Source organism: Deinococcus gobiensis I-0, from assembly GCF_000252445.1.
In the GTDB taxonomy this organism is placed as follows: domain Bacteria; phylum Deinococcota; class Deinococci; order Deinococcales; family Deinococcaceae; genus Deinococcus; species Deinococcus gobiensis.
This window is the reverse complement of sequence record NC_017790.1, coordinates 912,501-935,532: the sequence shown is the minus strand read 5'-3', so window position 1 is coordinate 935,532 and position 23,032 is coordinate 912,501. Positions and strand designations below refer to the sequence as shown.

Annotated in this window: 22 protein-coding genes, 1 tRNA gene and 1 pseudogene (1 of these 24 running past the window's edge); 11 read left to right on the top strand and 13 right to left on the bottom strand. The window is 71.2% G+C overall.

Annotated elements, in window-relative coordinates:
* Window positions 1-78 precede the first annotated feature (78 nt).
* From murC to DGO_RS04210, 7 genes are all read left to right on the top strand, one after another.
* Window positions 79-1,440: a UDP-N-acetylmuramate--L-alanine ligase gene (murC, locus tag DGO_RS04240; protein WP_014684246.1), complete on the top strand. Its 1,362-nt coding sequence runs from the start codon at window positions 79-81 to the stop codon at window positions 1,438-1,440.
* Window positions 1,437-2,318 carry a UDP-N-acetylmuramate dehydrogenase gene (locus tag DGO_RS04235; protein WP_014684245.1) on the top strand — a complete coding sequence of 294 codons (882 nt, stop codon included), beginning with the start codon at window positions 1,437-1,439 and terminating at the stop codon, window positions 2,316-2,318. The genes murC and DGO_RS04235 overlap by 4 nt, the downstream gene beginning before the upstream one ends.
* Before the next feature lie 3 nt (window positions 2,319-2,321).
* Window positions 2,322-3,173: a cell division protein FtsQ/DivIB gene (locus DGO_RS04230; protein WP_226991446.1), complete on the top strand. Its 852-nt coding sequence runs from the start codon at window positions 2,322-2,324 to the stop codon at window positions 3,171-3,173.
* Window positions 3,170-4,573 (top strand): cell division protein FtsA, encoded by a 1,404-nt coding sequence (gene ftsA, locus DGO_RS04225; protein ID WP_014684243.1) that lies wholly within the window; start codon window positions 3,170-3,172, stop codon window positions 4,571-4,573. Before DGO_RS04230 ends, ftsA begins: the two co-directional genes overlap by 4 nt.
* Window positions 4,574-4,709: 136 nt before the next feature.
* Window positions 4,710-5,789 carry a cell division protein FtsZ gene (gene ftsZ / locus DGO_RS04220; protein ID WP_014684242.1) on the top strand — a complete coding sequence of 360 codons (1,080 nt, stop codon included), beginning with the start codon at window positions 4,710-4,712 and terminating at the stop codon, window positions 5,787-5,789.
* A gap of 332 nt (window positions 5,790-6,121) precedes the next feature.
* Window positions 6,122-6,607, top strand: coding sequence for a fasciclin domain-containing protein (locus DGO_RS04215; protein ID WP_014684241.1), 486 nt, complete (start codon window positions 6,122-6,124; stop codon window positions 6,605-6,607).
* 89 nt (window positions 6,608-6,696) lie between these two features.
* Complete coding sequence (locus DGO_RS04210) at window positions 6,697-7,956, top strand: VanW family protein (RefSeq protein WP_226991445.1); 1,260 nt, start codon at window positions 6,697-6,699, stop codon at window positions 7,954-7,956.
* A 6-nt stretch (window positions 7,957-7,962) separates the two neighbouring features.
* Here DGO_RS04210 and DGO_RS04205 read toward each other — a convergent pair whose 3' ends face one another.
* The 5 genes from DGO_RS04205 to DGO_RS04185 all read right to left on the bottom strand — a co-directional run bounded on the left by DGO_RS04205 (window position 7,963) and on the right by DGO_RS04185 (window position 11,930).
* Window positions 7,963-9,003 carry an endonuclease/exonuclease/phosphatase family protein gene (locus DGO_RS04205; protein ID WP_043801024.1) on the bottom strand — a complete coding sequence of 347 codons (1,041 nt, stop codon included), beginning with the start codon at window positions 9,001-9,003 and terminating at the stop codon, window positions 7,963-7,965.
* 73 nt (window positions 9,004-9,076) lie between these two features.
* Window positions 9,077-10,066: a 6-phosphofructokinase gene (gene pfkA, locus DGO_RS04200; RefSeq protein ID WP_043803161.1), complete on the bottom strand. Its 990-nt coding sequence runs from the start codon at window positions 10,064-10,066 to the stop codon at window positions 9,077-9,079.
* Between the two features lie 155 nt (window positions 10,067-10,221).
* Window positions 10,222-11,064 carry a 16S rRNA (cytidine(1402)-2'-O)-methyltransferase gene (rsmI, locus tag DGO_RS04195; protein WP_420810575.1) on the bottom strand — a complete coding sequence of 281 codons (843 nt, stop codon included), beginning with the start codon at window positions 11,062-11,064 and terminating at the stop codon, window positions 10,222-10,224.
* Between the two features lie 64 nt (window positions 11,065-11,128).
* Window positions 11,129-11,347: a hypothetical protein gene (locus DGO_RS04190; RefSeq protein WP_014684236.1), complete on the bottom strand. Its 219-nt coding sequence runs from the start codon at window positions 11,345-11,347 to the stop codon at window positions 11,129-11,131.
* Window positions 11,348-11,501: 154 nt separating this feature from the next.
* Window positions 11,502-11,930: a hypothetical protein gene (locus tag DGO_RS04185; protein ID WP_014684235.1), complete on the bottom strand. Its 429-nt coding sequence runs from the start codon at window positions 11,928-11,930 to the stop codon at window positions 11,502-11,504.
* Window positions 11,931-12,046: 116 nt separating this feature from the next.
* Here DGO_RS04185 and DGO_RS04180 point away from each other — a divergent pair, with 116 nt between their 5' ends.
* Window positions 12,047-12,487, top strand: coding sequence for a 23S rRNA (pseudouridine(1915)-N(3))-methyltransferase RlmH (locus DGO_RS04180; protein WP_043801020.1), 441 nt, complete (start codon window positions 12,047-12,049; stop codon window positions 12,485-12,487).
* A 49-nt stretch (window positions 12,488-12,536) separates the two neighbouring features.
* On the opposite strand, the gene DGO_RS04175 is transcribed toward DGO_RS04180, so the two are convergent.
* From DGO_RS04175 to mqnC, 6 genes are all read right to left on the bottom strand, one after another.
* Window positions 12,537-13,556: an aspartate-semialdehyde dehydrogenase gene (locus DGO_RS04175; RefSeq protein ID WP_014684233.1), complete on the bottom strand. Its 1,020-nt coding sequence runs from the start codon at window positions 13,554-13,556 to the stop codon at window positions 12,537-12,539.
* Window positions 13,557-13,748: 192 nt separating this feature from the next.
* Window positions 13,749-14,048, bottom strand: coding sequence for a hypothetical protein (locus DGO_RS04170; RefSeq protein ID WP_014684232.1), 300 nt, complete (start codon window positions 14,046-14,048; stop codon window positions 13,749-13,751).
* Window positions 14,049-14,127: 79 nt separating this feature from the next.
* Complete coding sequence (locus DGO_RS04165; RefSeq protein WP_014684231.1) at window positions 14,128-14,445, bottom strand: hypothetical protein; 318 nt, start codon at window positions 14,443-14,445, stop codon at window positions 14,128-14,130.
* 92 nt (window positions 14,446-14,537) lie between these two features.
* Window positions 14,538-16,310, bottom strand: a complete 1,773-nt coding sequence (locus DGO_RS04160; RefSeq protein ID WP_145975244.1) for a stalk domain-containing protein — start codon at window positions 16,308-16,310, stop codon at window positions 14,538-14,540.
* A gap of 80 nt (window positions 16,311-16,390) precedes the next feature.
* Entirely contained in the window at window positions 16,391-16,762 is a 372-nt protein-coding gene (locus tag DGO_RS04155) for a hypothetical protein (protein ID WP_043801016.1), read from the bottom strand.
* Window positions 16,763-16,785: 23 nt separating this feature from the next.
* Entirely contained in the window at window positions 16,786-17,997 is a 1,212-nt protein-coding gene (gene mqnC, locus DGO_RS04150; protein WP_050920678.1) for a cyclic dehypoxanthinyl futalosine synthase, read from the bottom strand.
* 116 nt (window positions 17,998-18,113) lie between these two features.
* On the opposite strand from mqnC, the gene DGO_RS04145 reads away from it, so the two are divergent.
* The 3 genes from DGO_RS04145 to DGO_RS04135 all read left to right on the top strand — a co-directional run bounded on the left by DGO_RS04145 (window position 18,114) and on the right by DGO_RS04135 (window position 21,733).
* Window positions 18,114-20,750, top strand: a complete 2,637-nt coding sequence (locus DGO_RS04145; RefSeq protein ID WP_043801013.1) for a DEAD/DEAH box helicase — start codon at window positions 18,114-18,116, stop codon at window positions 20,748-20,750.
* Window positions 20,751-20,808: 58 nt separating this feature from the next.
* Window positions 20,809-20,882: transfer RNA gene (locus tag DGO_RS04140), tRNA-Gln, on the top strand.
* A 248-nt stretch (window positions 20,883-21,130) separates the two neighbouring features.
* Window positions 21,131-21,733 carry a DUF4384 domain-containing protein gene (locus DGO_RS04135; protein WP_014684226.1) on the top strand — a complete coding sequence of 201 codons (603 nt, stop codon included), beginning with the start codon at window positions 21,131-21,133 and terminating at the stop codon, window positions 21,731-21,733.
* Window positions 21,734-21,919: 186 nt separating this feature from the next.
* Here DGO_RS04135 and DGO_RS04130 read toward each other — a convergent pair whose 3' ends face one another.
* Both DGO_RS04130 and menC read right to left on the bottom strand, forming a co-directional pair.
* Window positions 21,920-22,666, bottom strand: a complete 747-nt coding sequence (locus tag DGO_RS04130; protein ID WP_050920875.1) for an acyl-CoA acyltransferase — start codon at window positions 22,664-22,666, stop codon at window positions 21,920-21,922.
* Between the two features lie 62 nt (window positions 22,667-22,728).
* Window positions 22,729-23,032, bottom strand: a pseudogene (menC, locus tag DGO_RS24595) (o-succinylbenzoate synthase) (it continues 805 nt past the right edge of the window).

The following is a 23,032-nucleotide window of genomic DNA, read 5'->3' as shown; positions in this document are numbered from 1 at the left end:
CCCCCGACCGCCCCCGGCCCAGACGCCTCCATCCCCCGCACCCAGCCTGAGGGACAGCCTGCCCTGCACTATCACCTCATGGGCGTGGGCGGCATCGGCATGAGTGCCTTCGCGCGGCTGCTGCGGGCGCGCGGCCACTTTGTCAGCGGCTGCGACGAGGCCGAAACCGAACTCACCGCGCAGCTTCAGCAAGAAGGCGTCGCGGTGGCGAGCGGCCACAGCGCCGAGCACGTCACGCTGGGGGCCTTCGGGCCGCAGTTCGGGCCGGTGGACGTGCTCGTGGCCTCCGAAGCGGTGCCCAAGACGCACCCCGAACTCGCAGCGGCGCGCTCGGCAGGCATCGAGGTGCGGCCCCGCATGGCCCTGCTGGGCGAACTGCTGCGCGCCGGCCCCAGCGTCGGCGTGATCGGCACGCACGGCAAGACGACCACCACGAGCATGATCGCGGTCGCCATGCAGGGCGCGGGCCTGGACCCCTCGGCCTTCGTGGGCGGGCTGGTCCCCGAATTCGGCAGCAACGCGCGCGTGGGTGAGGGGCCTTTCGTGGCCGAGGTGGACGAGTCCGACCGGGCCTTCGCCGAGCTGGGCTGCGAGACGGCCGTGTTCACCAACGCCGAGGACGACCATGTGGGCGGCGACCAGGCGACCTACTGGAACACCGTCGAGGAGCAGCATGCGGGCTTCGCGCGTTTCGTCGCGGGGTCGGACCGCGTGCTGCTGTGCGCCGACTGGCCGGGGCTGGAAGACCTGTGCGTGGGCGCCCGCGAACGCCTGAGCTACGGGCAGGCGCAGGACGCCGACTACCGCGCCCACGACCTGCGCCCCGACGCCGAGGGCACGGCCTTCACCGTGGCCTTCCGGGGCGAGGTCCTGGGCGAGGCGCGCGTGTCGCTGCCCGGCATCCACAACGTCCTGAACGCGCTGGCCGCGCTGGCCGTCACGCACCTGTACGGCGGCGAGTTCGCGCGGGCCGCCGCCGCCCTGGCCGCCTTCCGGGGACCGGGCCGGCGCTGGCAGCGCGTGGGCGAGCTGAACGGCGCGCTGATCGTGGACGACTACGCCCACAACGCCACCAAAGTCGCCGCCGCCGTGCAGGCCGCGCACCAGACCGGCCGCCGCGTGCGCGTGGTGTTCCAGCCGCACCGCTACCTGCGCACCCAGCAGAGCTGGCCCCGGCTGGCCGACGCCCTGATGGCCGCCGACGAGGTGCTGCTGCTGGACATCGCCGCCGCGTCCGAGCCGCCCATCGAGGGCATCCACGCCACCCTCATCTCGGAGCGCATGTCGGCGCAGGGACACGCGGGCGTGCATTACCTGCCCGACCGCGCCGAGGTCGTGCGGCGGCTACGCGAGACGGCGCAGGACAGCGACATCATCGTGACGATGGGCGCGGGCGACGTCTGGAAGCTCTCGCGCGAACTGGCCGGGGAGGCCGGATGACGGCGACGACCCCGAGCCGCACCGGCGTCCGCGTCGAGAGGTTGCCGCTGGCCCGCTTCACGACCCTGGGTGTGGGCGGCGAGGCCGAGGTCTGGTTCGCCGCCAACCACGCGCAACTGGCCGAGGCCATCGAGGCCCCCTACCGCGTGCTGGGGGGCGGCAGCAACCTCGTCATCGCCGACGCGGGCGTGCCCGAGCGGGTGGTGCGCCTGACCGGCGAGCTGGCCGGGCGCGACCTGGAGCCCGACCCGGCCCTAAGCACCGACACCGAGATCGTGACCGGCTGGGTGGGCGGCGGCGTGCCCCTGCCTGGCCTGATCCGCACGCTCCAGAAACTCGGGCTCTCGGGCCTCGAAGGCACGGTCGGCATTCCGGCGCAGGTCGGCGGCGCAGTGTGGATGAACGCGGGCACCCGTTACGGCGAGATGTTCGACGGCCTGCACACGGTCGAGATCGTGACGCCGCAGGGCACGCGCCAGGTCACGCCCGACGATCTGGAGTGGGGTTACCGCCAGAGCGGCATCGCGCGCGGCGAGGTGGTGTCGCGGGTGAGATTGCGCCTGACCCGCAGCACCCCAGAGGCCGTGCTGGAGAAGATGACCCACGCCGACGAGGCCCGCAAGGGCCAGCCCAAGATGAAGACCCCCGGCTGCGCCTTCAAGAACCCCGGCGGCGTGAGTGCCGGCAAGCTGATGGACGAGGCCGGACTCAAAAGCACACGAGTCGGCGCAGCCATGATCGCGCCCGAACACGCCAACTTCATCGTGAACCTGGGCGGCGCGTCGGCGGCCGACGTGCACGCCCTGCTCGACCTCGCCCGCGAGCGCGTCGGCGTGCCGATGGAACTCGAATACGAACTCTGGCCGGAGCGGGGCTAGGCCGTGGCCCGTCGCCGCAACGCCTACCGCGACGCCCTCCCTGCGCAGGACGCGCCGGAGGTCACGCCGCCCGTTCCCGGTCCCGAGGCCCAGGTCGTCCCGGAAACCGTGCCGGAAGCGGCGGCGCCTCCTGCCCCACCGGAGGTGGAAGAGGCCACCGAGCCGCCCCCCCCGCCCCGGCGGCGGCGCAGGGAGCGTACCGGCCCCACGCTGGGCCAGCGGCTACGGCGCGTGCGGCCCTGGGTCTGGTGGACCTCGGGCACCGGCGTCCTGCTGCTGGCCGCCTTCGCCGCGAGCTGGCTGCTCCTGCCGGTCCGGACCGTCACGGTCAGCGGCAACTCGCACCTCACCGAAACCGAGGTGCGCCGCCTCGCCGGGCTGGGGCCGGTGCTGGGCCACGATTTCGGCTGGTTGTACTACGGACGCTGGCGCGCGCGCGGACTGCTGGGCAGTCCCTGGGTGGCCTCGGCGCGCGTGACGCGCAGCTTTCCCGACCGCGTGAGCATCGAACTGACCGAGCGCCGGCCCTTCGCACGCTGGCAACCCCCGCACGGCGAGGCGGTCACGCTCGCCGAGAACGGCGAGGTCCTCCCGAACGGCCCGGCCACCGGCCTGCCGCTGCTCAGCGGCTGGGGACCTGACCGGCTGAACACTATCCTGACGGCGGCGCGGGCGCTGTCGCGCTACACTGTGCAATCGGTCGCATATACCCCTAGCGGGGTCACCGTGAAAACGGCGAGCGGCAGCGTCTGGAGCGGCGATCTTCACTCTCTCTTGAAGTATGCTGGGAGCATCAGCATGTATCCGAATCAGCACATCAACATTTATCCTTGGGGGGTGAGCGTCCAGGAATGAGGGACAGCACCATTATCGTGGGCCTGGACATCGGCACCACCAAGATCACAACGGTCATCGGCGAAGTCATGCCGGGCGGCAGCGTCGACATCATCGGCGAGGGCAGCGTGCCCAGCGAGGGCATGAAGCGCGGCAGCGTGGTCAACCTCGACCGCGCCACCCAGGCCATCCGGCAGTCGGTCCAGGCGGCCGAGCGCGTCAGCGGCGTCAAGGTCCACGACGTGTTCGTCAGCGTGGCGGGCAACCATGCCAAGGCCATCACCAGCCACGGCCTGGCGGCCATCCGCCGTCATCAGGAAATCAACCAGCAGGACGTGGACCGCGCCATCGAGAACGCCCGCGCGGTGCCGCTCGACCCTAACCTCGAAATCCTGCACACCCTGCCCCAGGAATACGTCGTGGACGGCCAGGAGGGCATCAAGAGCCCGGTCGGCATGCACGGCGTGCGCCTGGAGGTGGACGTGCACATCGTGGCCGGCACCGCCGGGCCGCTGCTCAACCTGCGCCGCTGCGTGCAGGAGGCGGGCCTCGCGGTCGAGGGCTTCGTGCTGCACGCGCTGGCCTCGGGCCTCGCCACCCTGACCGCGAGCGAGCAGCAGCAGGCAACCATCGTGATCGACATGGGCGGCGGCACCACCGACATCGGGGTGTTCAAGCGCGGCAACCTCGCCCACAGCGCCAGTATTCCCATCGGCGGCGAACATGTCACGGCCGACCTCGCGCAGATCCTCAAGATTCCGATGGAGGAAGCCGAGAACGTCAAGCGGCGTTACGGCGCGGCCCTGCCCGAACTGGCCGACCAGGACCTGACGCTGGAGATCACCACCTCCAACGGCACCACCCACGCCATCAGCGCCTTCGAGCTCTCGCGCGTCATCAAGCCGCGCATCAACGAGATCTACGGCATGATCCGCGACGAGATCGACCAGGCGCTCGGTCCGGTGGAGCTCGTCGCGCAGTCGGTCGTCCTGACCGGCGGGGCCGCGCAGCTGCGCGGTGCCGTGGAACTGGCGCGCGACCGCTTCCGGCTGCCGGTGCGCCTGGGCCAGCCGCGCGGCATCCAGGGCCTGAGCGACATCGTCAGCGGGCCGGGCCACGCCTGCGGCGTCGGGCTGGTGCTGTACGGCATCGCGCAGGACGGCAAGGTGCCCATGAGCGTCTCGACCGAGGCCCCGGCCCCGGCCCACGCGCCCGAGCTGCCGACCATCGGCCGCGCGCCCGCAGCGGCCCCCGCGCAGACCCCGGTCGCGGCGGCGCCTGCCCCGGCTCCCCAGCCGACCCCGGCGGCCCCGGCCCCGACCCCCACCCCGGCCGAGCCCAAGGCCGCGGCCCCGAAAAAAGAGAAGACCGGCGCGAGTTTCGGGGACCGAATCCGCACCATGCTCAAGGACTGGTTCTAGACATTGCCCCTGGCGGGGAGGCGGCCCACAGCCGTGGGGGTCCCCCCGCACCGGGAACGGGTGCGCTAGACTCGCCCCACTTACACACCGGTCCAGCTGATTCTGAACGAAACTTCCTGGACGTGAAGGAGACAAGATGCAAGCGGCCAGAATTCGCGTGATCGGCTTGGGCGGAGCGGGCAACAACGCCGTGAACCGCATGATCGAATCGGGACTCGAAGGAGTCGAATTTATCGCGGGCAACACCGACGCCCAGGTGCTGGCCAAGAGCCACGCCGAGGTGCGGATCCAGCTCGGCGACCGCCTGACACGCGGCCTGGGCGCGGGCGCGGACCCGGAGGTCGGCGAAAAGGCCGCCCTGGAAGACCGCGAGCGCATCAAGGAATACCTTGACGGCACAGACATGCTGTTCATCACGGCGGGCATGGGCGGCGGCACCGGCACCGGCAGCGCGCCGGTCGTGGCCGAGATCGCCCGCGAGATGGGCATCCTGACGGTCGCCATCGTGACGCGGCCCTTCGGCTTCGAGGGCCCCAAGCGTATCCGCGTGGCGGAAGAGGGCATCAGCAAGCTCACCGACCGCGTGGACGGCATGATCGTGGTGAACAACCAGAAACTGCTGACCGCCGTGGACAAGAAGGTGTCCTTCCGCGAGGCCTTCCTGGTCGCCGACCGCGTCCTGTACTACGGCGTCAAGGGCATCAGCGACGTGATCAACGTCGAGGGCATGATCAACCTCGACTTTGCCGACGTGCGCAACCTGCTCGCCAACTCGGGAACGGTCCTCATGGGGATCGGCGCCGGCCGCGGCGACAAGATGGCCGAGGAAGCCGCCATGAGCGCCATCCACAGCCCGCTGCTCGAACGCGGCATCGAAGGCGCGCGCCGCATCCTGGTGAACGTCACGGGCGGCTACGACATGAGCATGACCGACGCCAACGAGATCGTCGAGAAGATCCGCGAGGCCACCGGCTTCGAGGATCCCGACATCCTCTTCGGCATCACGCCCGACGAGGCGGCCGGCGACGAGGTGCGTGTCACCGTCATCGCTACCGGCTTCAGCGACAGCGCCTTCAGCGGCATTCCCAGCCAGACGGGCAGCTCGCGCGGCAGCACCATTGACACCATCGTGCGTCCGGTGCGCGGCGGTAACGCGAGCAACTACGATCCCAAGGATTACGACATCCCCGCTTTCCTGCGCAACGTCGGCAGCTGACCTGGCGCCGGCTTCCAGTGGCCGCAGCCCTCCCCTGTCCGGAGGCTGCGGCCGCTTCTTGTGTATTCCCGAAGGGCCTTGCCACAATGCGCCCTTCGCCTTGGGCCGAGCTTCAGGTGAGGTTGAGCTGGGATTGAATTTCATTTGATATCGAGAAATCTGTGGGCGTCGCTACTACATGTGAAGTCGAGCGAATCTAGGGTCTGTTTACAAGACAGGTCTCCGATTTAGGCAAGGTTTCGACCGGGCCATGATAAAGAGGGGCCGGTCTTAGCCAGATACAGCCGAGTGTTCACATTGAAGCCCCCAGAGTTTGACCGAGGAGAGTGACCATGATGAAGACCAAGACCCTGCTGACCACTGCCCTGCTGATGACCGGCCTCGCCCACGCGGGTGGCGGCAGCTCCGTGCCCTCGGGCAACACCATCGCCGCCATCGTGGCGAACGATCCCAACTTCAGCACCCTGCTGACGGCCGTTCAGGCGGCGGGCCTGACCTCAACCCTGAACAGCGCCGGGCCGTACACGGTGTTCGCGCCGACCAACGCGGCCTTTGCCAAGATTCCGGCTGCCCAGCTCAACGCCGTGCTCAACAACCGCGAGCAGCTCCGCGCCCTGCTCCTGAACCACGTCGTACCGGGCCGCGTGACGGCCGCGCAGGTCCAGAACCTGAGCAGCGTGACCACAGCGGGTGGCGGCACCCTCAACGTGATGGTGAACGGCGGCCAGGTCATGATCGGCGACGCCACCGTCACCCGCCCCAACATCTCGGCCAGCAACGGCATCATCCACGTCATCGACACGGTGTTGATGCCCTGAGGATGACCGAGTTTCCGCGCAGATCGGCATGGGCCCCCAGGGGTCTGGCCGGTCTGTTCTTCTATTTCAGTTCCTGAAGGAGCGGCCCCATGAAGATCAAACCCGGCTGGCTGGTGCTCGGAATGGCGGGCGCCCTGACCCTCGGCTGGCTGAGCCTGGGCCTCCAGGCTCCCGAAGCTGCGCCGGCCCAGGCCAGGGCAGTGGCCAACCTGCCGGCCCTTGCGGCCCGTACGGCGCCGGCCCCCGCCCCGGCCCAGACCTTTACCCTGAGCCTGAGCGTCCCCGAGCCGGTGCTGGTCGGCGGCCGGGCCGAGCGGCCTACCGTCACACGCCGCTATGTCCTGACCCTGACTCCCGAGCAACGGGCCGCCCTGCGTGCCGGAGGTTCTCTGGCGCCGCTGCGTGTGGACCTCGACCGCATCTACCGTGAGGTCGAGGCCCGTACGCCGCAGGACCTCCGGTTCGTGCAGGAGGGGGACCGCTGGGTCGGTCGTGCACAGACGGGCTGGAAGGTGGACCGCGCGGCGACCGAGGCGGCGCTGCGCCGGGCCGTGGGCGCTGGGGCCGGCGGCAGCGCCCTGAATGTGGCCCTGCAGGCGCCGGAGCGCAGCGTACGCTGGGGACAGGCGCAGGGGCTTACCCATCTGGCCGGGGGCGAGTCGTCCTTCGCGGGCAGCCCGGCCTTCCGGGTGCAGAACATCCGGGTGGGGGCCAGCCGGGTTCACGGCACCTGGGTGGCGGCGGGACGCAGCTTCAGTTTCAACCGCGCAGTGGGGCGCATCCGCGCGGCCAACGGCTTCGTGCCGGGCTACGTGATCACCGGAGGAACCCTGAGCAAGGAAGACGGCGGCGGCATCTGCCAGGTGAGCACCACTGTCTTCCGGGCGGCGTACGCGGCGGGGCTACCGATCACCGAGCGCCACGCCCACTCCTACCAGGTGGCCTACTACGGCGACCCCGGTATGGACGCGGCCGTCTACGCCCCCAGCAAGGACCTGCGCTGGCGCAACGATACGGGCGGGCCGCTGCTCGTGCAGGCGAGCTGGGACGTGAAGGCGGAGCGCCTGCGGGTGGATCTTTTCGGGCGCAGCGACGGGCGGCAGGTCAAGGTCGCCGCGCCCAAGATCAGCGGCAGCCGCCTGGCCCCCGACCCGACCTTCGTGGCCGATCCGGCGCTGGCGGCGGGCGAAACGCGGCGGCTCGACATGCCTGCCCCCGGGGCACGGGTCGCGGTGGTGCGGCAGGTCCGCCTGAAGGGCGGCGTGGTGCGCGAGGACGTGACGCGCAGCAGCTACCGGCCCTGGGGCGGCGTGTTCGTGGTGGCCCCCGGTGACCAGCGCCTGCGCTGAAGGCGGTCAGGGCGGCGCTTCGTCCGGCAGGGCTCCGTCCTCCGGCGCGGGGGGCAGCCGCAGGCGCACCACCAGCGCGCGGTGGTCGCTCAGGAAGTCGGGCAGGGCCTGCACGTCCTCGGCCTGGGCCCCGCGCAGCCACACGTAGTCGGGGCGGGCATAGGGCGCGCGGGCATGGTGCGTCAGGCCGAACCAGTGGCCGGCCTGCGAGAAGGCGTCGCGCAGGCCCAGCGCTCCCAGCTCGCGGTGCAGCTGACCACGCGGCGGGGCGTTCAGGTCGCCCGCCAGCAGCAACGGCCCGCTTTCCTGCCCGAGCAGGCGCGACATCACGCCCGGAAACTCCCGGCGCGCGGTCAGCTGGTGTTCGACGCGCTGCGGCAGGGTGCGTCCCAGCGCCCGGTCACTGGCCCCCGGCCGCAGTCCGAGGGTGGGCAGGTGCGTGTTGACCACCGTCACCTCCTGCCCGGCGGCCCGGAGGCGCGCCAGCAGCACCGAATGCGGCGTGTTCGGAAAAGTCACGGTGCGCGATCCCAGCAGCGGCAGCCGGGTCAGGGTCAGGAGTTCGTCGTGGCGCACGACCGTCCAGCCGGGAAAGGCCCGTCTCAGCGCCACCTCGTAGGCCCGGGCCTGTCCGGCGCGGTCCAGGCCTTCTTGCAAGGTCACGACGTCGGCCCGTTCGCGCGCCACCAGGGCGGCGAGGGCGGCGGGCGGGGCCGAGGCGAACCCGGTATTCAGGGTCAGCAGGGTCAGGGGCGAGCCGCCCGGCAGGGGCTCGGCGCGGGGCAGCACTGCGCCCGCCTGAAACACGGCGAAGGCCAGTGCGGCGCCCAGGTTCCAGATCACCCAGCCCCCCTTGCGCCGGCGCGCGGCGAGAAAGGCCAGGAGCAGCGGCGCGGCCAGCAGCGGAACGGCCGGCACCTGATCGAGCAGGGCCAGCCACCACCAAGTCTCGGACCAGTGGCGCGCCAGCACGCCCCAGGCGAGCGCGAACGCGGCGAAGAGCAGGGACCAGAAGCGGAGATGGGACAGGGGGGCGGAGTGCGGCATGCAGCCCGCCGATGCTAAGGCCTGACCGCCCCTTTTGGGACAGGCAGGCGCCCACCCCGGCCACCTGCCCGGCTCAGATACTCAGGGTCTTGGCACAGCGGTACAGGTCGCGGTTCACGTCCTTGCGCTTTTCCCAGGTCTCGTGCAGGGGGGTGTACACGATGCCGCCGCCGCCGCGCCCGACCATCACGCCCTTCTCCCCGTCCATCAGGGCGTACACGGCCGCCTCGCCCAGGCGGCTCGCCAGCACGCGGTCGCTGCTGACCGGCGCGCCGCCGCGCTGGATGTGGCCCAGGATGCTCACGCGCGTCTCCAGACCGGTGCCGTTCTGGATGGCGTCGGCCACGCCCTGCGCCCCGCCCGGATACCCCTCGGCCACGATGATGATGCTGCTGGCCTTGCCCTTGGCGACGCTGGCCTTCACGATCTCGACCACGCCCTCGACCGACTTGGCGTCCTCGGGAATGAAGACCTCCTCGGCGCCGCCCGCCACCGCCACGTCCAGCGCGATGTGCCCGGCGTGGCGGCCCATGACCTCGATCACGAAGATGCGCTCGTGCGAGGCCCCGGTGTCGCGCAGCTTGTCCACGGCGTCCAGCGCCGTCTCGACCGCCGTGAAGTACCCGATGGTGTGGTCGGTGCCGTACAGGTCGTTGTCGATGGTGCCCGGCACGCCGATGACCGGAACGCCGTGCTCTTCCTGGAGGTAGTGCCCGCCGTGGAAGCTGCCGTCGCCGCCGATGACGATGAGGCCGTCCACGTTCCAGTCGCGCAGGACCTGCGCGCCCTTGGCCCGGCCCTCGGGGCTGCGCCAGGTGTGCGAGCGGGCGGTGAGCAGGATGGTGCCGCCGCGCTGGATGGTGTTCGCCACGTCGCGCGGCCCGAGCACCGCGAGTTCGCCCCGGTGCAGGCCCGAGAAGCCCCGGCGCACGCCGACGACCTCAATGCCCTGCTGGGTCGCGGTGCGCACGACCGCGCGGATGGCCGCGTTCATGCCCGGGGCGTCGCCGCCGCTCGTCAGGACTGCGAGGCGCTTCACGCCGGCCGGATTAGGGTGCTGCATGTCGGGGTCTTCGGCCGCGCGGGCGGCCTCGGTCAGCGAGGCTTCGGGAATGGCCGTGTCGTTGATGTGGGCGTCGTTCAGGGATTCGTTCATGGCAAGACAGCCTCTCGGAGAGCAGGGAAAGGGAACAGGAGGTCGCCGGTCGGGGACATCCCTCAGGACGACGTGACCTGAAGGGCCAGCGTGTAAGCGTCATTCTTACGCAAACCTGCCGCCATCAGCCGCTCACGTATATCCCTGGCCCCCAGGCCCTCGGCGGCCCAGGCCTGCGCCAGGGCGGCGTGGTCGGGGGCGTCGGCGGCGGCTTCCTCGGGCGGGCGGCCCCCCACCGTCAGCACGATCTCGCCGCGCACGCCCCCCGCCGCCCAGGCCACGAGCTCGGCCAGGGCGCCCCGGCGCGTCTCCTCGAAGCGCTTGGAGAGTTCGCGGGTCACGCTGGCGGGGCGCGTCTCGCCGCAGGCCGCCGCGAGGTCGCCCAGCGTGGCGTGCAGGCGGTGGGGGCTTTCGTACAGCACGCTCGTCTCGGCGCGCGCCGCGATGGCCGCGAGGCGTTCCTTGCGTTCGCGCCCACTGCGGGGCAAGAAGCCCTCGTAGGTGAAGCGGCCCGCCGGCAGCCCCGAGAGCACGAGCGCAGGCACCAGCGCAGTCGCGCCGGGCAGCACCTCGACCGGCACGTCGGCCGCGATGGCTGCCGCCACCAGTTCGGCGCCGGGGTCGCTCAGGCCGGGGGTGCCCGCGTCGGAGACGTAGGCGAGCCGGGGGTACTTTTCGAGCACGCCCGCCGCCCGGTGCATGGTGTGGGCATCCAGGCGCACCAGGGGCCGCCCGATGCCCAGGTGCGAGAGCAGCGCGCCCGTGCGCCGCGTGTCCTCGCAGGCGACCGCGTCGGCGCCGCGCAGCACCTCCACCGCCCGCAGGGTGATGTCGCCCAGGTTGCCGACCGGCGTGGGCACCAGCCATACCCGCGCGCCGGCGGGCAGCTCGGTCGTCCCGGGCAGTTCCAGTTCGGGCAGCTCCGGCCCGGACAGGTTGGCCGGGTCCGGGGCGGCCGTCAGGCCGGGGTCACTCGTCACGGGAGGGCAACTGACTTTCGAGCGCGAGGCCGGGACTGGGCTTGACCCGCACGCGGACCTTGCGCGAGGACCGTTTGATGACGTTGGAGATGCGGGCGCGCAGCAGTTCGGTTTCGCCGACCGTCACGGTCACGACCGTGCCCTCGGGCAGACGCGCGCCGATCACCACGACCACGCCGTTTTCCACGATGCCCTTGTAGGCCCTCATGCGGCGCTCCGCACGGGTCGGTGGGCCATGCCCGGACCCCGGCACAGCCCGGCGCGCTCCGGCCGGTGTTTTCCTGAAGTGGTGGGCAGGTATGTCATAAGACCGTTCCTATTGTGCCCGCTTCCGGCGGGAACTGTCACGTTTTGTCTGCAGCTCACGCCTCCCGCCGCTGGGCCTGCCGCTGCCGGCGCTCGGCCAGCGACAGGGCCTCGCGCAGCGCCACGATCTCGGCCTCGCGCGCCCCGCCCAGCCGGGCGTAGCGGTCGATGACCTCGGCCGCCTCGCGGCGGCGGTCGAGCCTCAGCAGGATGCTGCCCAGGTGCTCGCCGTGCACGAAGTAGGCGCGCGGATTGGCCGGATCGGCGGCCACCTGCGCGCGCGCCGCCGCGAGACGCTCCAGGGTCAGGCTGTGACGGCGCACCTGAAAGCGCACGAGGTAGGCCGCCGCCACGAAGGTCAGCAGCGCCCCCACGACGGACGCCGCCCAGGCCTCGGGCACGCCGAACTGGGCCGCGAGACGCACCGAGATCGGAAACCAGAACGCCAGCACGACCACCACCGCCAGGGTGGCCGCGTAATTCAAGGCAGGCCTCGCCGGAAGGGGGACATGCCAAGAGTTTATGCGAAGTGGCGAGCGCCGACCGTTGCCGGACCACCGGAAGGGCGGCGGGCGGCGGCAGGCGCGGTAGCCTGGGCCGGATGCGGCTGCACCTGATCACCGTCGGAGAACCGAAACTCGCCTACGCCCGCAGCGGCTGGGACGAGTACGAAAAACGGCTGCGGCGCTACCACAAGCTTCAGGTCAGCCGCGTGGCAGGCAAGACGCAGGCCGCCGAGAGCGAGGCCATTCGCCGGGCCGCGGGCCGCGCGCCGCTGGTCCTGCTCGACCCGCGTGGGCGGCAGTACAGCAGCGAGGACCTGAGCGCGTATCTCGACGCCCAGGCCCTCGGCGGGCACGGGGAGCTGGCCCTCGCCATCGGTGGCCCCGACGGCCACACGGACGACCTGCGTGCCGGGGCACACGCCCTGTGGAGCCTGGGGCTGCTCACCCTGCCCCACGACCTCGCCATGCTCGTGATGGTCGAGGCCCTGTACCGCGCCGCGACCATCAGCGCGGGCGAGCCGTACCACCGGGGCTAAGGGGAAGCGGGCAGGTCGGCTCTGCCGTACCTGCCCTTCCCCTCCGGACCTACGCCCGCTGCTTTTCCTTCAGCGCGCCCTGCTGCTGGAGGTATTCGGCGATCTGCACGGCGTTCAGGGCCGCGCCCTTCAGGAGCTGGTCGCCGGCCACGAACAGGTCCAGCCCGCCCTCGAACACCAGCGAGGGCCGGATGCGCCCCACTTCCACGTCGTACTTGCCACTGGCGGTCAGGGGCATGGGATAGAGCTTGGCCGCCGGGTCGTCGCGGACCTCGACGCCCGCCGCGCCGGCCAGCAGCTCACGGGCGGCCTCAGGGGTGGCGGGGCGCTCCAGGTCCAGCGTGATCGCCTCGCTGTGGGTCCGCAGGGTGGGGATGCGGACGGCCGTGCAGCTGATCTGGAGCGACTCGTCTTCCAGGATCTTGCGGGTCTCCCAGACCACCTTCATCTCTTCCTTGGTGTAGCCGTTGGCCTGGAAGGCGTCGATGTGCGGAATGACGTTGAAGGGAATCGGGTGCGCGAACACCTCTGCGCCCGCCTCGCCGCCGCCCAGGGCGGTCCGGGTCTCTTCGAGCAGTTCGTCCATGCCCTTCTGGCCGGCCCCGCTGGTCGCCTGGTAGGTGCTGACGATCATGCGCCGCACGCCGTACTCGCGGTGCAGGGGCGCGACGGCCACCACCGCGATGGCGGTCGTGCAGTTGGGATTGGCGATGATGCCCTTGTGGCGCAGCGCCGCCGGCCCGTTGACTTCGGGCACGACGAGCGGCACCTCGGGGTCGTAGCGGAAGGCGCTGGAGTTGTCGATGACCACCGCGCCGCCTTCGACCCACTTGGGCGCCAGGGCCTGACTCACGCTGCCGCCCGCCGACGCCAGGATCAGGTCGGCGTCGATGGCGCCTTCCGGCGTCACCTGCACAGTCAGGTCTTCGCCCCGGAACTTCAGCGCGGTGCCCGCCGAACGCGGCGAGGCGTACAGCAGCAGTTCGTCAAAACGCAGGCTGCTCTTTTCCAGCACCTGCAACAGTTCGTGCCCTACGGCCCCGGTGGCTCCCACAATCGCTACGCGCATCTTCTGTGCCCTCCTTGAATTGACGAACGTCCAAAAAAAACCGCCCGACGCGATATGCGGGGCGGTGGCCGGAGACGGGCCACCCCCTAGGGAATAGTGGTGGTCGCGCGGCCGGACATGCCCGCAGCGTAGGGGCTGGGGGAGCGGGGGTCAAGCCACCTGCCTAAAGGTCCCCCAGGGGGAAGGCGGACCTCATTTTCTGCGCCGCAGGAAGCTCAGCCAGCCGGCCCGCTCGGGCTGCCGGGCCGGAGCGAAGTCCTCCAGCCGGATTTCGGGAGCCGGATGGGGGGCGGCTTCCCAGCTCTCCCCCACCGCGATCAGGCCGCCGTAGCGTCCGGCGGCGTACAGGGCGTGGGCATGTTCCTCGGCCTCGGTGACGGCGCGCGGGTCGGCGAGAGATTCGAGCATGGCGAGCAGGCTCTCGTCCTCGCAGGCCCAGCAACCCCGCGTGAAGACGGCTTCCTTTCCGTAGATCCGGATCTTGACGGGCATGGGGTCTGACCCTCCGTGGGCGTATGGGGTGGGATGTGGTCCCAGCATAGCGCCCCGCCGCCGACCGCGCGGCCGGTCCTCAGACGACCACGGCCAGCCACTCGGCCGGCTGGGTATCGTCGTGGCCCATCGCCGCCGACTTGCTCGCCTCGCCGCAGGTGAAACTCGCCAGGGGCAGGTCGTGGCTGCCGGCCTTCAGGACGTATTTGCCGTGCTCCTGCGCCCCGGGTACCCGGCTGGGGGTACCGGCGTAGCTCACGCCGACGTCCTGCCCCTTCGCCACGTCCGCCACGTCCGACGCCGTCACCTGGCCGCTGAACTGCCGCTGCGGATCGGTGACAGGCCCTGTCCATGCTCCATGCACCACGATGGTCTGCCGGCCGGTGTTCTGCGTCATGCCCGCATCACACCATGCCCGGCCCCGGCGTAGATGTGGAAGCGCTTCACCTTTCAGGAAGTCAGGCGGTCAGCCGGAGCCGCCCGCCAGGGTCAGGGCTGATAGGTCTTGAGCCCCCCGCCCTGCCCGAGCTGGGGCCGGGCGCGGTAGAACACGAGGCTGACCGGCAGGTTGCTGCCGCTGGCCGGAATGAAATCGATGTTGAGCTGGTCGGACAGGGGCCGCCACAGCATCACCGGCTGGTCGGGCAGCAGGGCGTTGCCGGTGCGCGGCAGCTTGATGGCCTGGGTCAGCGGGCCGTCCACGATGTTCATCGCCCCCCGGTACAGGCCCCCGCGCGGGCTGAGGGCCACGGCCGTGCCCGCCGCGCCGTTGACCTCCAGGTCATACAGCACGCCGTAGTTGCCGCTCAGGCGCATGGGCTGGCCGGTGAGGCGGTCGGTGCCCAGGACCACCGGGTCCACCTGCCCGTCCCCGATCACGATGCGGGCGGGCAGGGTGGTCAGGTTCACGCGCAGCGAGCGCACCGCCCCCGGAAAGGTGCCGCGCTGGTGCCGGCCGTCCAGCGGCAGGTAAGGCAGCTGCTGCATGACCTGCTGGGTGGGCGGCAGGCCGTCTTCGAGAAACAGGAAGGTCAGCTCGACCCGGCCACTGGTGGTGAGGTCCTGCAAGACGTTGACGCCGCTGCCCGCCCCCAGGGTGGGGCTGGCGTAGGCGGCGGCCGTCTGTCCCGGCGCGAGGGTAAGGGTCTGGGTGGCCGTGCTGGCGAAGTATTCGAGCAGCGTGACCTGCCCGAGCTGGCCCTCGACGCGGGTCGGGGCCGTCTCGCCCAGGCGCTCGGTGCGGACCTCGACCGGGCGCGACTCCAGGTTGCGGGCCATGACGTACAGCCGCGCGGGCCGCCCCAGCGCATTGAGGTGGTAGGCCAGCAGCCGCGCGCGGCCCTCGACCGTGTCCTGGTACAGCACGCCGCTCTGGGTCGGGGCCTCGGGGCTGTCGCTGAACAGCAGCGGAAAGCTGGGGCCGGCCACGGTCTGCGCCTGCGCCGCCGGGTAGGTCAGCACCTGCGCGTCCGCGAAGCTTTCGCCGGGGTCGGCGTACTTCAGGGCGTAGGTGAGGGGGGTGTCGATGGGCGTGCCCTCGACCCGGATGGTCCGCGTGAAGGGCGCACTCTGGAGGCCGCGCGCGTTCGTGACCTGCAACGAGATGGTGTAGGTGCCCGGCTGGAAGTACACCTCCTGCCGCCCGGTCCAGCGCCGCGCGGTGATGTCGGCGCCGTCCGGGTCGAAGGGATACTCGGTGTACACCACGCGCTCGCCCGGCGCGTACACGTTCTTGTCGGTCGAGAAGCGGGCCTGGGGCGACAGGGGATTGCCGCCGTCGCGCAGCGCCGTGATGGTCAGGGTGCGCCCGGCGTTGTCGCTGCTGAAGTTGGCCCCGAGCGCGTCGGCCAGGAGCCGCGCGCTGACGTACACCACGCCCCCCACCGACGCCACGTTGCCCTCCGGCTGGGCGGCCCCGGCCAGAGAGGCGCTCAGACGCTGCGTATCCACGCTCAGGCGGCCGAGTTGCAGCGTGGCGCTTCCCACCAACGGCTGCCCCAGCAGCAGCGCGACCTCGCGCAGCGGCAGCATGACCCGGCCCTGGACATTGCGCGGCGCGGCCTGGAGGCGTACACTTTCGCCATTCAAATACGCCGCGTTCTGGTCGGTGCTCACCGTGAGCTGCACCGCCCCGACCGAAGCCACGGCCGCCTGCGCCGAGAAGGTGGTCGCCGGCAGGCTCAAGGCGAGCGCCGCCCCGAGGGCAAGCGTTCGTTTTCTGGCATGGAAGTTCCGGACAGCGCGGCGCACAGCAGACAGCATCTCTCAAGTATGCCGGGCCAAGCTGACGCGTGTCTGCCCAGGCCTGTTCCGGCGAACTTAACCCTCCGGGCGGGCCGGCCCTACCCCGACCACCACACGGCCAGCCGGGCCGGGCGGCCACTGGCTTCCAGCGACCGCGCCAGCGCGTGCCAGGCGAGCAGCTGCGCGCAGAGGTCGTCGTGGCGGCGGCTCAGGGCCAGGGCGGCAGCCAGCTCTCCCAGTTCGGCCACGCTCAGGGCCGTCTCGTGAGAAACCAGGTCGTCCCCGAACAGCAGGTGGGCGTCGAGCAGGGTGCTCAGGTCGGCCGGGCGGCCCCGCCCCCACCAGCCCAGACGCTCCAGTTCGCGGCGCAGGACCGGAGCCGCCGCCACCTGGAACTGGGCCTCCAGCCGCCAACCGCCGGGCCCCCGGCTTTCGCAGGCGACCCCCAGGCTGCTCCCGACCTGCGTCATGTGGCGGCGCGGGCCCGGCGGCGCTACTGCCCGGCGCCTACGGCGCGCTCGGCCTCGGGGTTCTGGGCATCCCGCGCCAGCACGTCCTGGGCGTCGGGCCACTCGATGATCTGAAACCGGCTGTTGCGGATGGCGGGGGTAAAGCCCGCGTCCACCGCGATGCGCACGAGTTCGCGCACGGTGGCGCGGTGGCGCCCATGCCCGCCCGCCGCCGACACCACGTTCTCTTCGAGCATGGTCGAGCCGAGGTCGTTGGCCCCGTAGTACAGCGCGGCCTGCGCCACCTTGAAGCCCTGCGCGGGCCAGGACGCCTGGATGTTGGGGATGTTGTCCAGCGCGATGCGCGCCACCGCGAGCTGTTGCAGGTACTCGTGCGCGGTCGCGCCGGGGGCCTTACCGTGCAGGCGGGTGTGCTCGGTCTGGAGCGACCACATGGCGAAGCCCGAAAAGCCGTTGCCGCCGTAGAGCGCGTTGGCCCGGTCCTGCTGGTCGCGGATCTTCAGGAGGTGACGGGCGCGCTGGGCGTAGGTCTCGCCGAAGCCGATGACCATCGTGGCGATGGTGTACAGCCCCTTGCGCTGCGCCGCGTCGATGATCCGGAACCAGTCGTCGGACTTGATGCGCGCCGGGGCCGCCTTGGCGCGCACGTCGTCTTCCAGGATCTCGCCGCCCGCGCCCGGCAGCCCGTCGAGACCCGCCGCGATCAGGGTGTCGAGCAGCTCATCCAGGCTCAGGCCGAAGGTCTTTTCCATGAACAGCACTTCTTCGGGCGAGAACGCGTCGATGCGGATGGTCGGATGGTGCGCCTTGACGTGCCGCAGCAGCCCCGTGTAGTAGTCCAGCCCCAGCTCGGGGTTCACGCCGCCCTGGAGCAGGATGCGCGTGCCGCCGACCTCTTCGAGTTCCCGGATCTTCTGCGAGATCTGCTCGTAGTCCAGCGTGTAGCTGTCCTTCTGGCGGCGGGTGCGGTAGAAGGCGCAGAAGTTGCACCCCACGTTGCACACGTTGGTGTAGTTGATGTTGCGGTCGATCAGGAACGTGACCACGTCCGGGTCACGGCGCTCCAGGCGCAGGCCGTTGGCGACGGCCGCCACCCCGGGCAGCGGCAGGCGGTAGAGGCTTTCGATCTCGGCCACGTCCAGACGCTCGCCGCTCGCGGCCCGGTCCAGGAGGGCCGTGCCGGCGAGGGCCGTGCTGGGCGCGTCAGCGGTGGGCTGTGCTGCAGGGGCCGTCATGCCCCGAGCGTAGCACCACCGCCCGGGGGCGTTTGTGCCGGGCGGCAACCTCGGTCCGGCCCCCACCGTGACGCAACTTCCCCCACATAGACGGGGAGCGCCCTACACTCGGGGGCGTGTTCGCCGCCCGCTCGCCCTATGCCCGCCTGGAGCTGTTCCTGCGCGACATCCTGGGCGGGGGAGCGGCGCTGCTGCACGAGGAGGAGGTCGCCCCGGCCCGCACCGTTCCCGCTGCCGAGCTGGGCTGGTCCCCGGCGGTGCGCGCGGGCTTCGGCTTTCCGGAGGTCTACGCCCATCAGGCCGAGACCTACCGCCTGATGGCGCAGGGAGAGGACGTGATCGTCACGACGCCGACCGCCAGCGGCAAGACGGGGGCCTTCTTCCCGGCCGTCTTCGAGCGGCTGGAGCGCGACCCCGAGGCCACGGCGCTGTTCGTCTACCCCCTGGTGGCCCTGGGGCAGGACCAGCGCGACAAGCTGCGCGCCTTTCAGGAGCGCGGCGGCTTTCCCTGGGAGATCGCGGCCTTTCACGGGCAGGCCCAGCCCGGCGAGGTGTTCCGGCCCGGCGTGCGGATGGTCACGGCCACGCCCGACAAGCTGCACTGGTCGCTGGACCGCCCCGCCGTGCGCGCCTTCCTGAAACGGCTGTCCTTCGTCGTGCTCGACGAGGCGCACACCTACCGCGGGGGCTTCGGCAGCGAGGTCGCGGGGATGCTGCGCCGCCTGCTCGACCTCGCGCGGGCGCTGGGGGCACGGCCCCAGGTGGTGCTCTCGACCGCCACCATCGGCAACCCGGCCGAGTTCGCGCGCGAGTTGACCGGCGTGGAGGTCACCGAGGTCCGCGAGTCGGGGGCGGCGCGCCACGGCAAGCGCTACTACCTCGCGGACCACAGGGGCCAGCCCCGGCGCTTCTGGGACGCGGTGGTCAGCGCGAGCGCGGCGCACGGCCTCAAGACCCTGGCCTTCTTCCGGGGGAGATCGCGGGCCGCGCGGCTGTACGGCACCTACCGCGCCCAGCCCGAGTACGCCCGGCACGCCCACCTCTACATGGCCGGCACCAGCGACCGCGAGGGCCGGCTCTCGGAGTTCCGGCGGGCCAAGTCGGGGGTCATGTTCGCCACCAACGCGCTGGAGGCCGGGGTGGACATCGGCGACCTGGAGGTGGTCATCATCGACGGCTATCCGGGGTCGCGCATGGCCTTCCGGCAGATGGCCGGGCGGGCCGGGCGGGTCGCGCCGGGGCTGGTGCTGTACCTGCCGGCCCTGAACGAACAGGGCGTGCCGCAGCCGGTAGACGCCTTCTACAGCAACGCGGGCAACTTCCACGAACTGCTCACCGGCCCCATCGAGAAGGCGGTCGTGGAGGCGGCCAACCCCTACCTCGCCCCCCGGCACGAGGGCCGCGCGCAGGAGGAACGCCGGGCGGCGGGTCTGGAGACGGGCGGCCCCCTGACGCGCAGCAAATACTGGAACCTGCGCGGCGAGGGCAGCGCCAAATTCGCGGTCATCGAGGTGGGCGAGTGGGAGAAGCTGGGCCTGAAAGCCTTCGACGCCCCGCTCGAATCGCCCAGCCAGCACTACGCCCTGACCGAGAAGCACGAGGGCGCGGTCTTTACCCTCGACGGCCAGGGCTACAAGGTGGCGCGCTGGGAGGCCGCCCCGCCCGGCACCGCGATCCTGGTCGAGAAGTTCGCGGCGGCCAACCTGTTCACGCGCGGCCTGCACGCGACCTCGGTGCGTCCGGTCCAGATGGGCGAGTGGGTGCGGCGCGGCCCCCTGGTGTACCGCCACGGCGAGGTGCTGATCCGGCGGCAGTACACCGGCTACACGATGATGCGCCAGGTGTTCGAGCGCGTGTGCACCGGCTGCGACCGCGAACCCGGTCCCTTCGACCGCACCTGCGGGCACTGCGGCGGGCGCATCCAGGACCGGATGCAGGACCACAAGCTCTCCGAACACCTGTACGACGAGGCGGTCGAGCTGCCCCCCTTCCGCACCAGCGCGCTGGAGGTCGGCCTGGACCCGGCCGCCACCGAGCGGCCCACGGCGGTCGCGCACACCCTCAAGCACCTGCTGCAGAAGCTGACGCCCGAACGCGTGGCCTGCGACGAGGGCGACCTCGCCGGGGCCTTCCGCGAGGGGCGCGACACCTACTTCTTCCTGTACGACGACTGGCAGGGCGGCCTGGGCGTGTCGCGCCGCGCCTTCGAGAGCATGGACGACCTGCTGCGCCGCGCCTACGCCCTGAGCACCAAGACCTGCTGCAAGGCCGAGGGCGGCTGCTACGAGTGCATCGCCGTGAGCCGCTGCTTCTCGCCCTTCCTGCCCAGCGGCGAGCGCCGGCCCACCGACAAGGCCGCCACCGCCGAACTGCTGCGCGGGCTGCTCGGCGAGGTGGCCCCTGCCCCGGCCGAGCGCCCCGCCCTGCCCGACCTGCCCCCGGCCCTGCCGCCCGCGTGGCCCCTCCAGGCGCGCGAACTGCTCGACCTGCACGGGCTCTCGCTGCCCGAGGTCAGTGCCCGCCTGGGCATTCCCAGCCGCGAGATCCAGCGCGCCGTGAACACCACCCAGCCGCTGCGGCTGCGGCACGTCAAATTCGGGGACGGCGTGTTCATGCAGGGGTCCGGTCAGGGCGAGCGCCGCGAAGTGCTGGTGTACTTCCCCGGCGTGGGCCAGAAGAAACTGCTCCTGAAATTCGCGGGCCTCACGGTGGTCGGGCCAGGCATGGGCGCGGCCGCCCAACCCACGTCTTGACGCCACGCGCCGCCCGAAGGCATACTGCTCTACGCCGAAAACGGCCTCGGCCGATTTTAGGGATATGGTGTAATGGCAGCACAACAGATTTTGGATCTGTTTGTCTAGGTTCGAATCCTAGTATCCCTGCCAGCCAGACGCGCCCGGCGCGAAGCGGCTTCTCCCCTCCGGAGAAGCCGTTCTTGTTGTCACCATCTCGCCCGTCGTCAGCCTACGGTCAGTTTTTTCACGTTCCTGACGCAGTCTTGAGCGTCATGACCATCTTCATCTTCCGTCAGCCGCAGCTCACGGCCCGTCAGGCGCGCGGGGCTACGGTGAGGTCAGGAACAGTCCGGTGCCGCCCACGAGGTGGCCCCCCTTCCCGGACAGGAGGAACGACCATGAAGAAGCTGCTGACCACCCTGACCCTGAGCGCCGCCGCCCTGTCGAGCGTCGTGGCCCCCGCCTTCGCTGCCCCTGTCATCAGTGCCCAGAGCATCATCGTCAACCCGGTCCAGACCACCCTGAGCGCCAAGGTGTGGGTCAACAAGGACCCCAGCGGCACCCAGACGCCCAACTACCGCATCGGTGAGCCGATCACGCTGTACACCAGCGTCAACGAGAACGCCTACGTCTATCTGTTCAACGTGAACCCTGACGGTTCGACCGACCAGATTCTGCCCAACCGCTACAAGACGGGCGGCAACTACGTGCGCGCCGGCCAGACCCGCGCCTTCCCGGCCACCGGCGACCAGTTCACCTACACGGTGGGCGGCCCCACCGGCCTGAACCGCGTGCTCGTCGTCACCAGCCGCCGCCAGCTCAACCTGAGCGAACTGAGCACCTACACCCAGGGCCAGGCCTTCGCCACCGTCAAGCCCCAGACCAGCCAGGGTCTCGCGCAGGCACTGAGCATCGTGGTGAACCCGGTCAATCCCGTCGCCCAGCCGGTCCCGCAGACCGACTGGCAGAGCGACACGGCGTTCTACAACGTCACCTACTGAGAACGGTGGCCACTGAAGTTGCGGCAAGGTCCCACAACTCCAGTGGCCTGAACAGAGCGAAAAGCCGTGAAAGCAGTGGTGTGCAGTGGAGCTGGAGGGGGTAGGGTTGACCCTCCAGCAGAGCGGAAGACCGCTGTGAGTCCCCTCAGGCACATCGGCCGCCTCCTTCCCGGGGGCGGCCTTTTCCTATGGCCGCGTCAGCACGTAGTAGGCCCGGTCGCCTGCCCGCGCGAGGTCGCTCACCACGTCGCCCGCCGCCAGCCGCGCCGACAGGACTTCACGCAGAGCCAGCCGCCACGCGCGCCGGGCGTCTTCGGGCAGGTCACGGGTCGGCACTTCCGCCAGCGAGGAAGGAGAGTCCGGGGCCCCCTGGCGCATCTGCGGCCAGCCCCGGCCGTCGGCTTCCAGCAGCACCTCTCCCCGGGGCGCGGGGGCGGGCCGCTCCTCCTGCGGGCGGGTCAGGTCCCACTCGATCATCAGGCGGTCGGCGGGAAAGGCCGCCTCGCGGTCGTCGTCCAGCGCATACCAGTCGGGGTGGTAGCTCACGGCCCGCGCGCCCAGCTTGCCCAGGTTCAGCCGGGCGTTGCGGGCGACCAGCGGGTCGAAGGTCCAGGTCATGCGGGTCATGCCCTGCGCCAGCGCCCGCTCCCGCTGCGCGTGCTTGAGGGCCACCGCCAGCCCGCTCCCCCGGCACTCGGGCCGCACAGCCAGCAGGTGCGAGTGGTGCCACAGCTCCGCCTCGCCCCCCTTGCCCCGCCGCAGCGCCGGAAAGCCGTAGGCGAGGCCCAGTGGGCGGCCCTCCGGCGCCGCTGCCGGATAGGCCGCCAGCACCACCGCGCCCGTCACCGCCCCGATCCGGAACATGGTGCCGGGCAGCACCTCGCGGTCGGCGTAGCCCCAGGCCGCCACCTGCACGTCCTCCAAGGCGCGCATGGCCCAGGGGTCGGTCACGTCCCGGACGACGAAGTCCTGACCCGGACTCACCTGCCCAGAGGTCAAGGCCGCAGCTCCTCGTGCGTCTCGGTGACTTCCGCCAGATACTCGCGGTCCAGGGTCACGCCCGTCCCCGCGCCGGCCGGCACCGGCATCACGCCGTCCACGGCCTCCAGCGGCTCGCGGATCAGGTCGCGGTCCCAGTAGCGGCTCGCGCTGCTCGTGTCGCCCGGCAGCCGGAAGTTCGGCAGCGTCGAGAGGTGGATGTTGTGCGCGCGGCCCACCCCGCTTTCCAGCATTCCGCCGCACCACACCGGCGCGCCGAAGCTCGCGGCCACGTCGTGCACCCGCCGCGCCTCGGCGTGC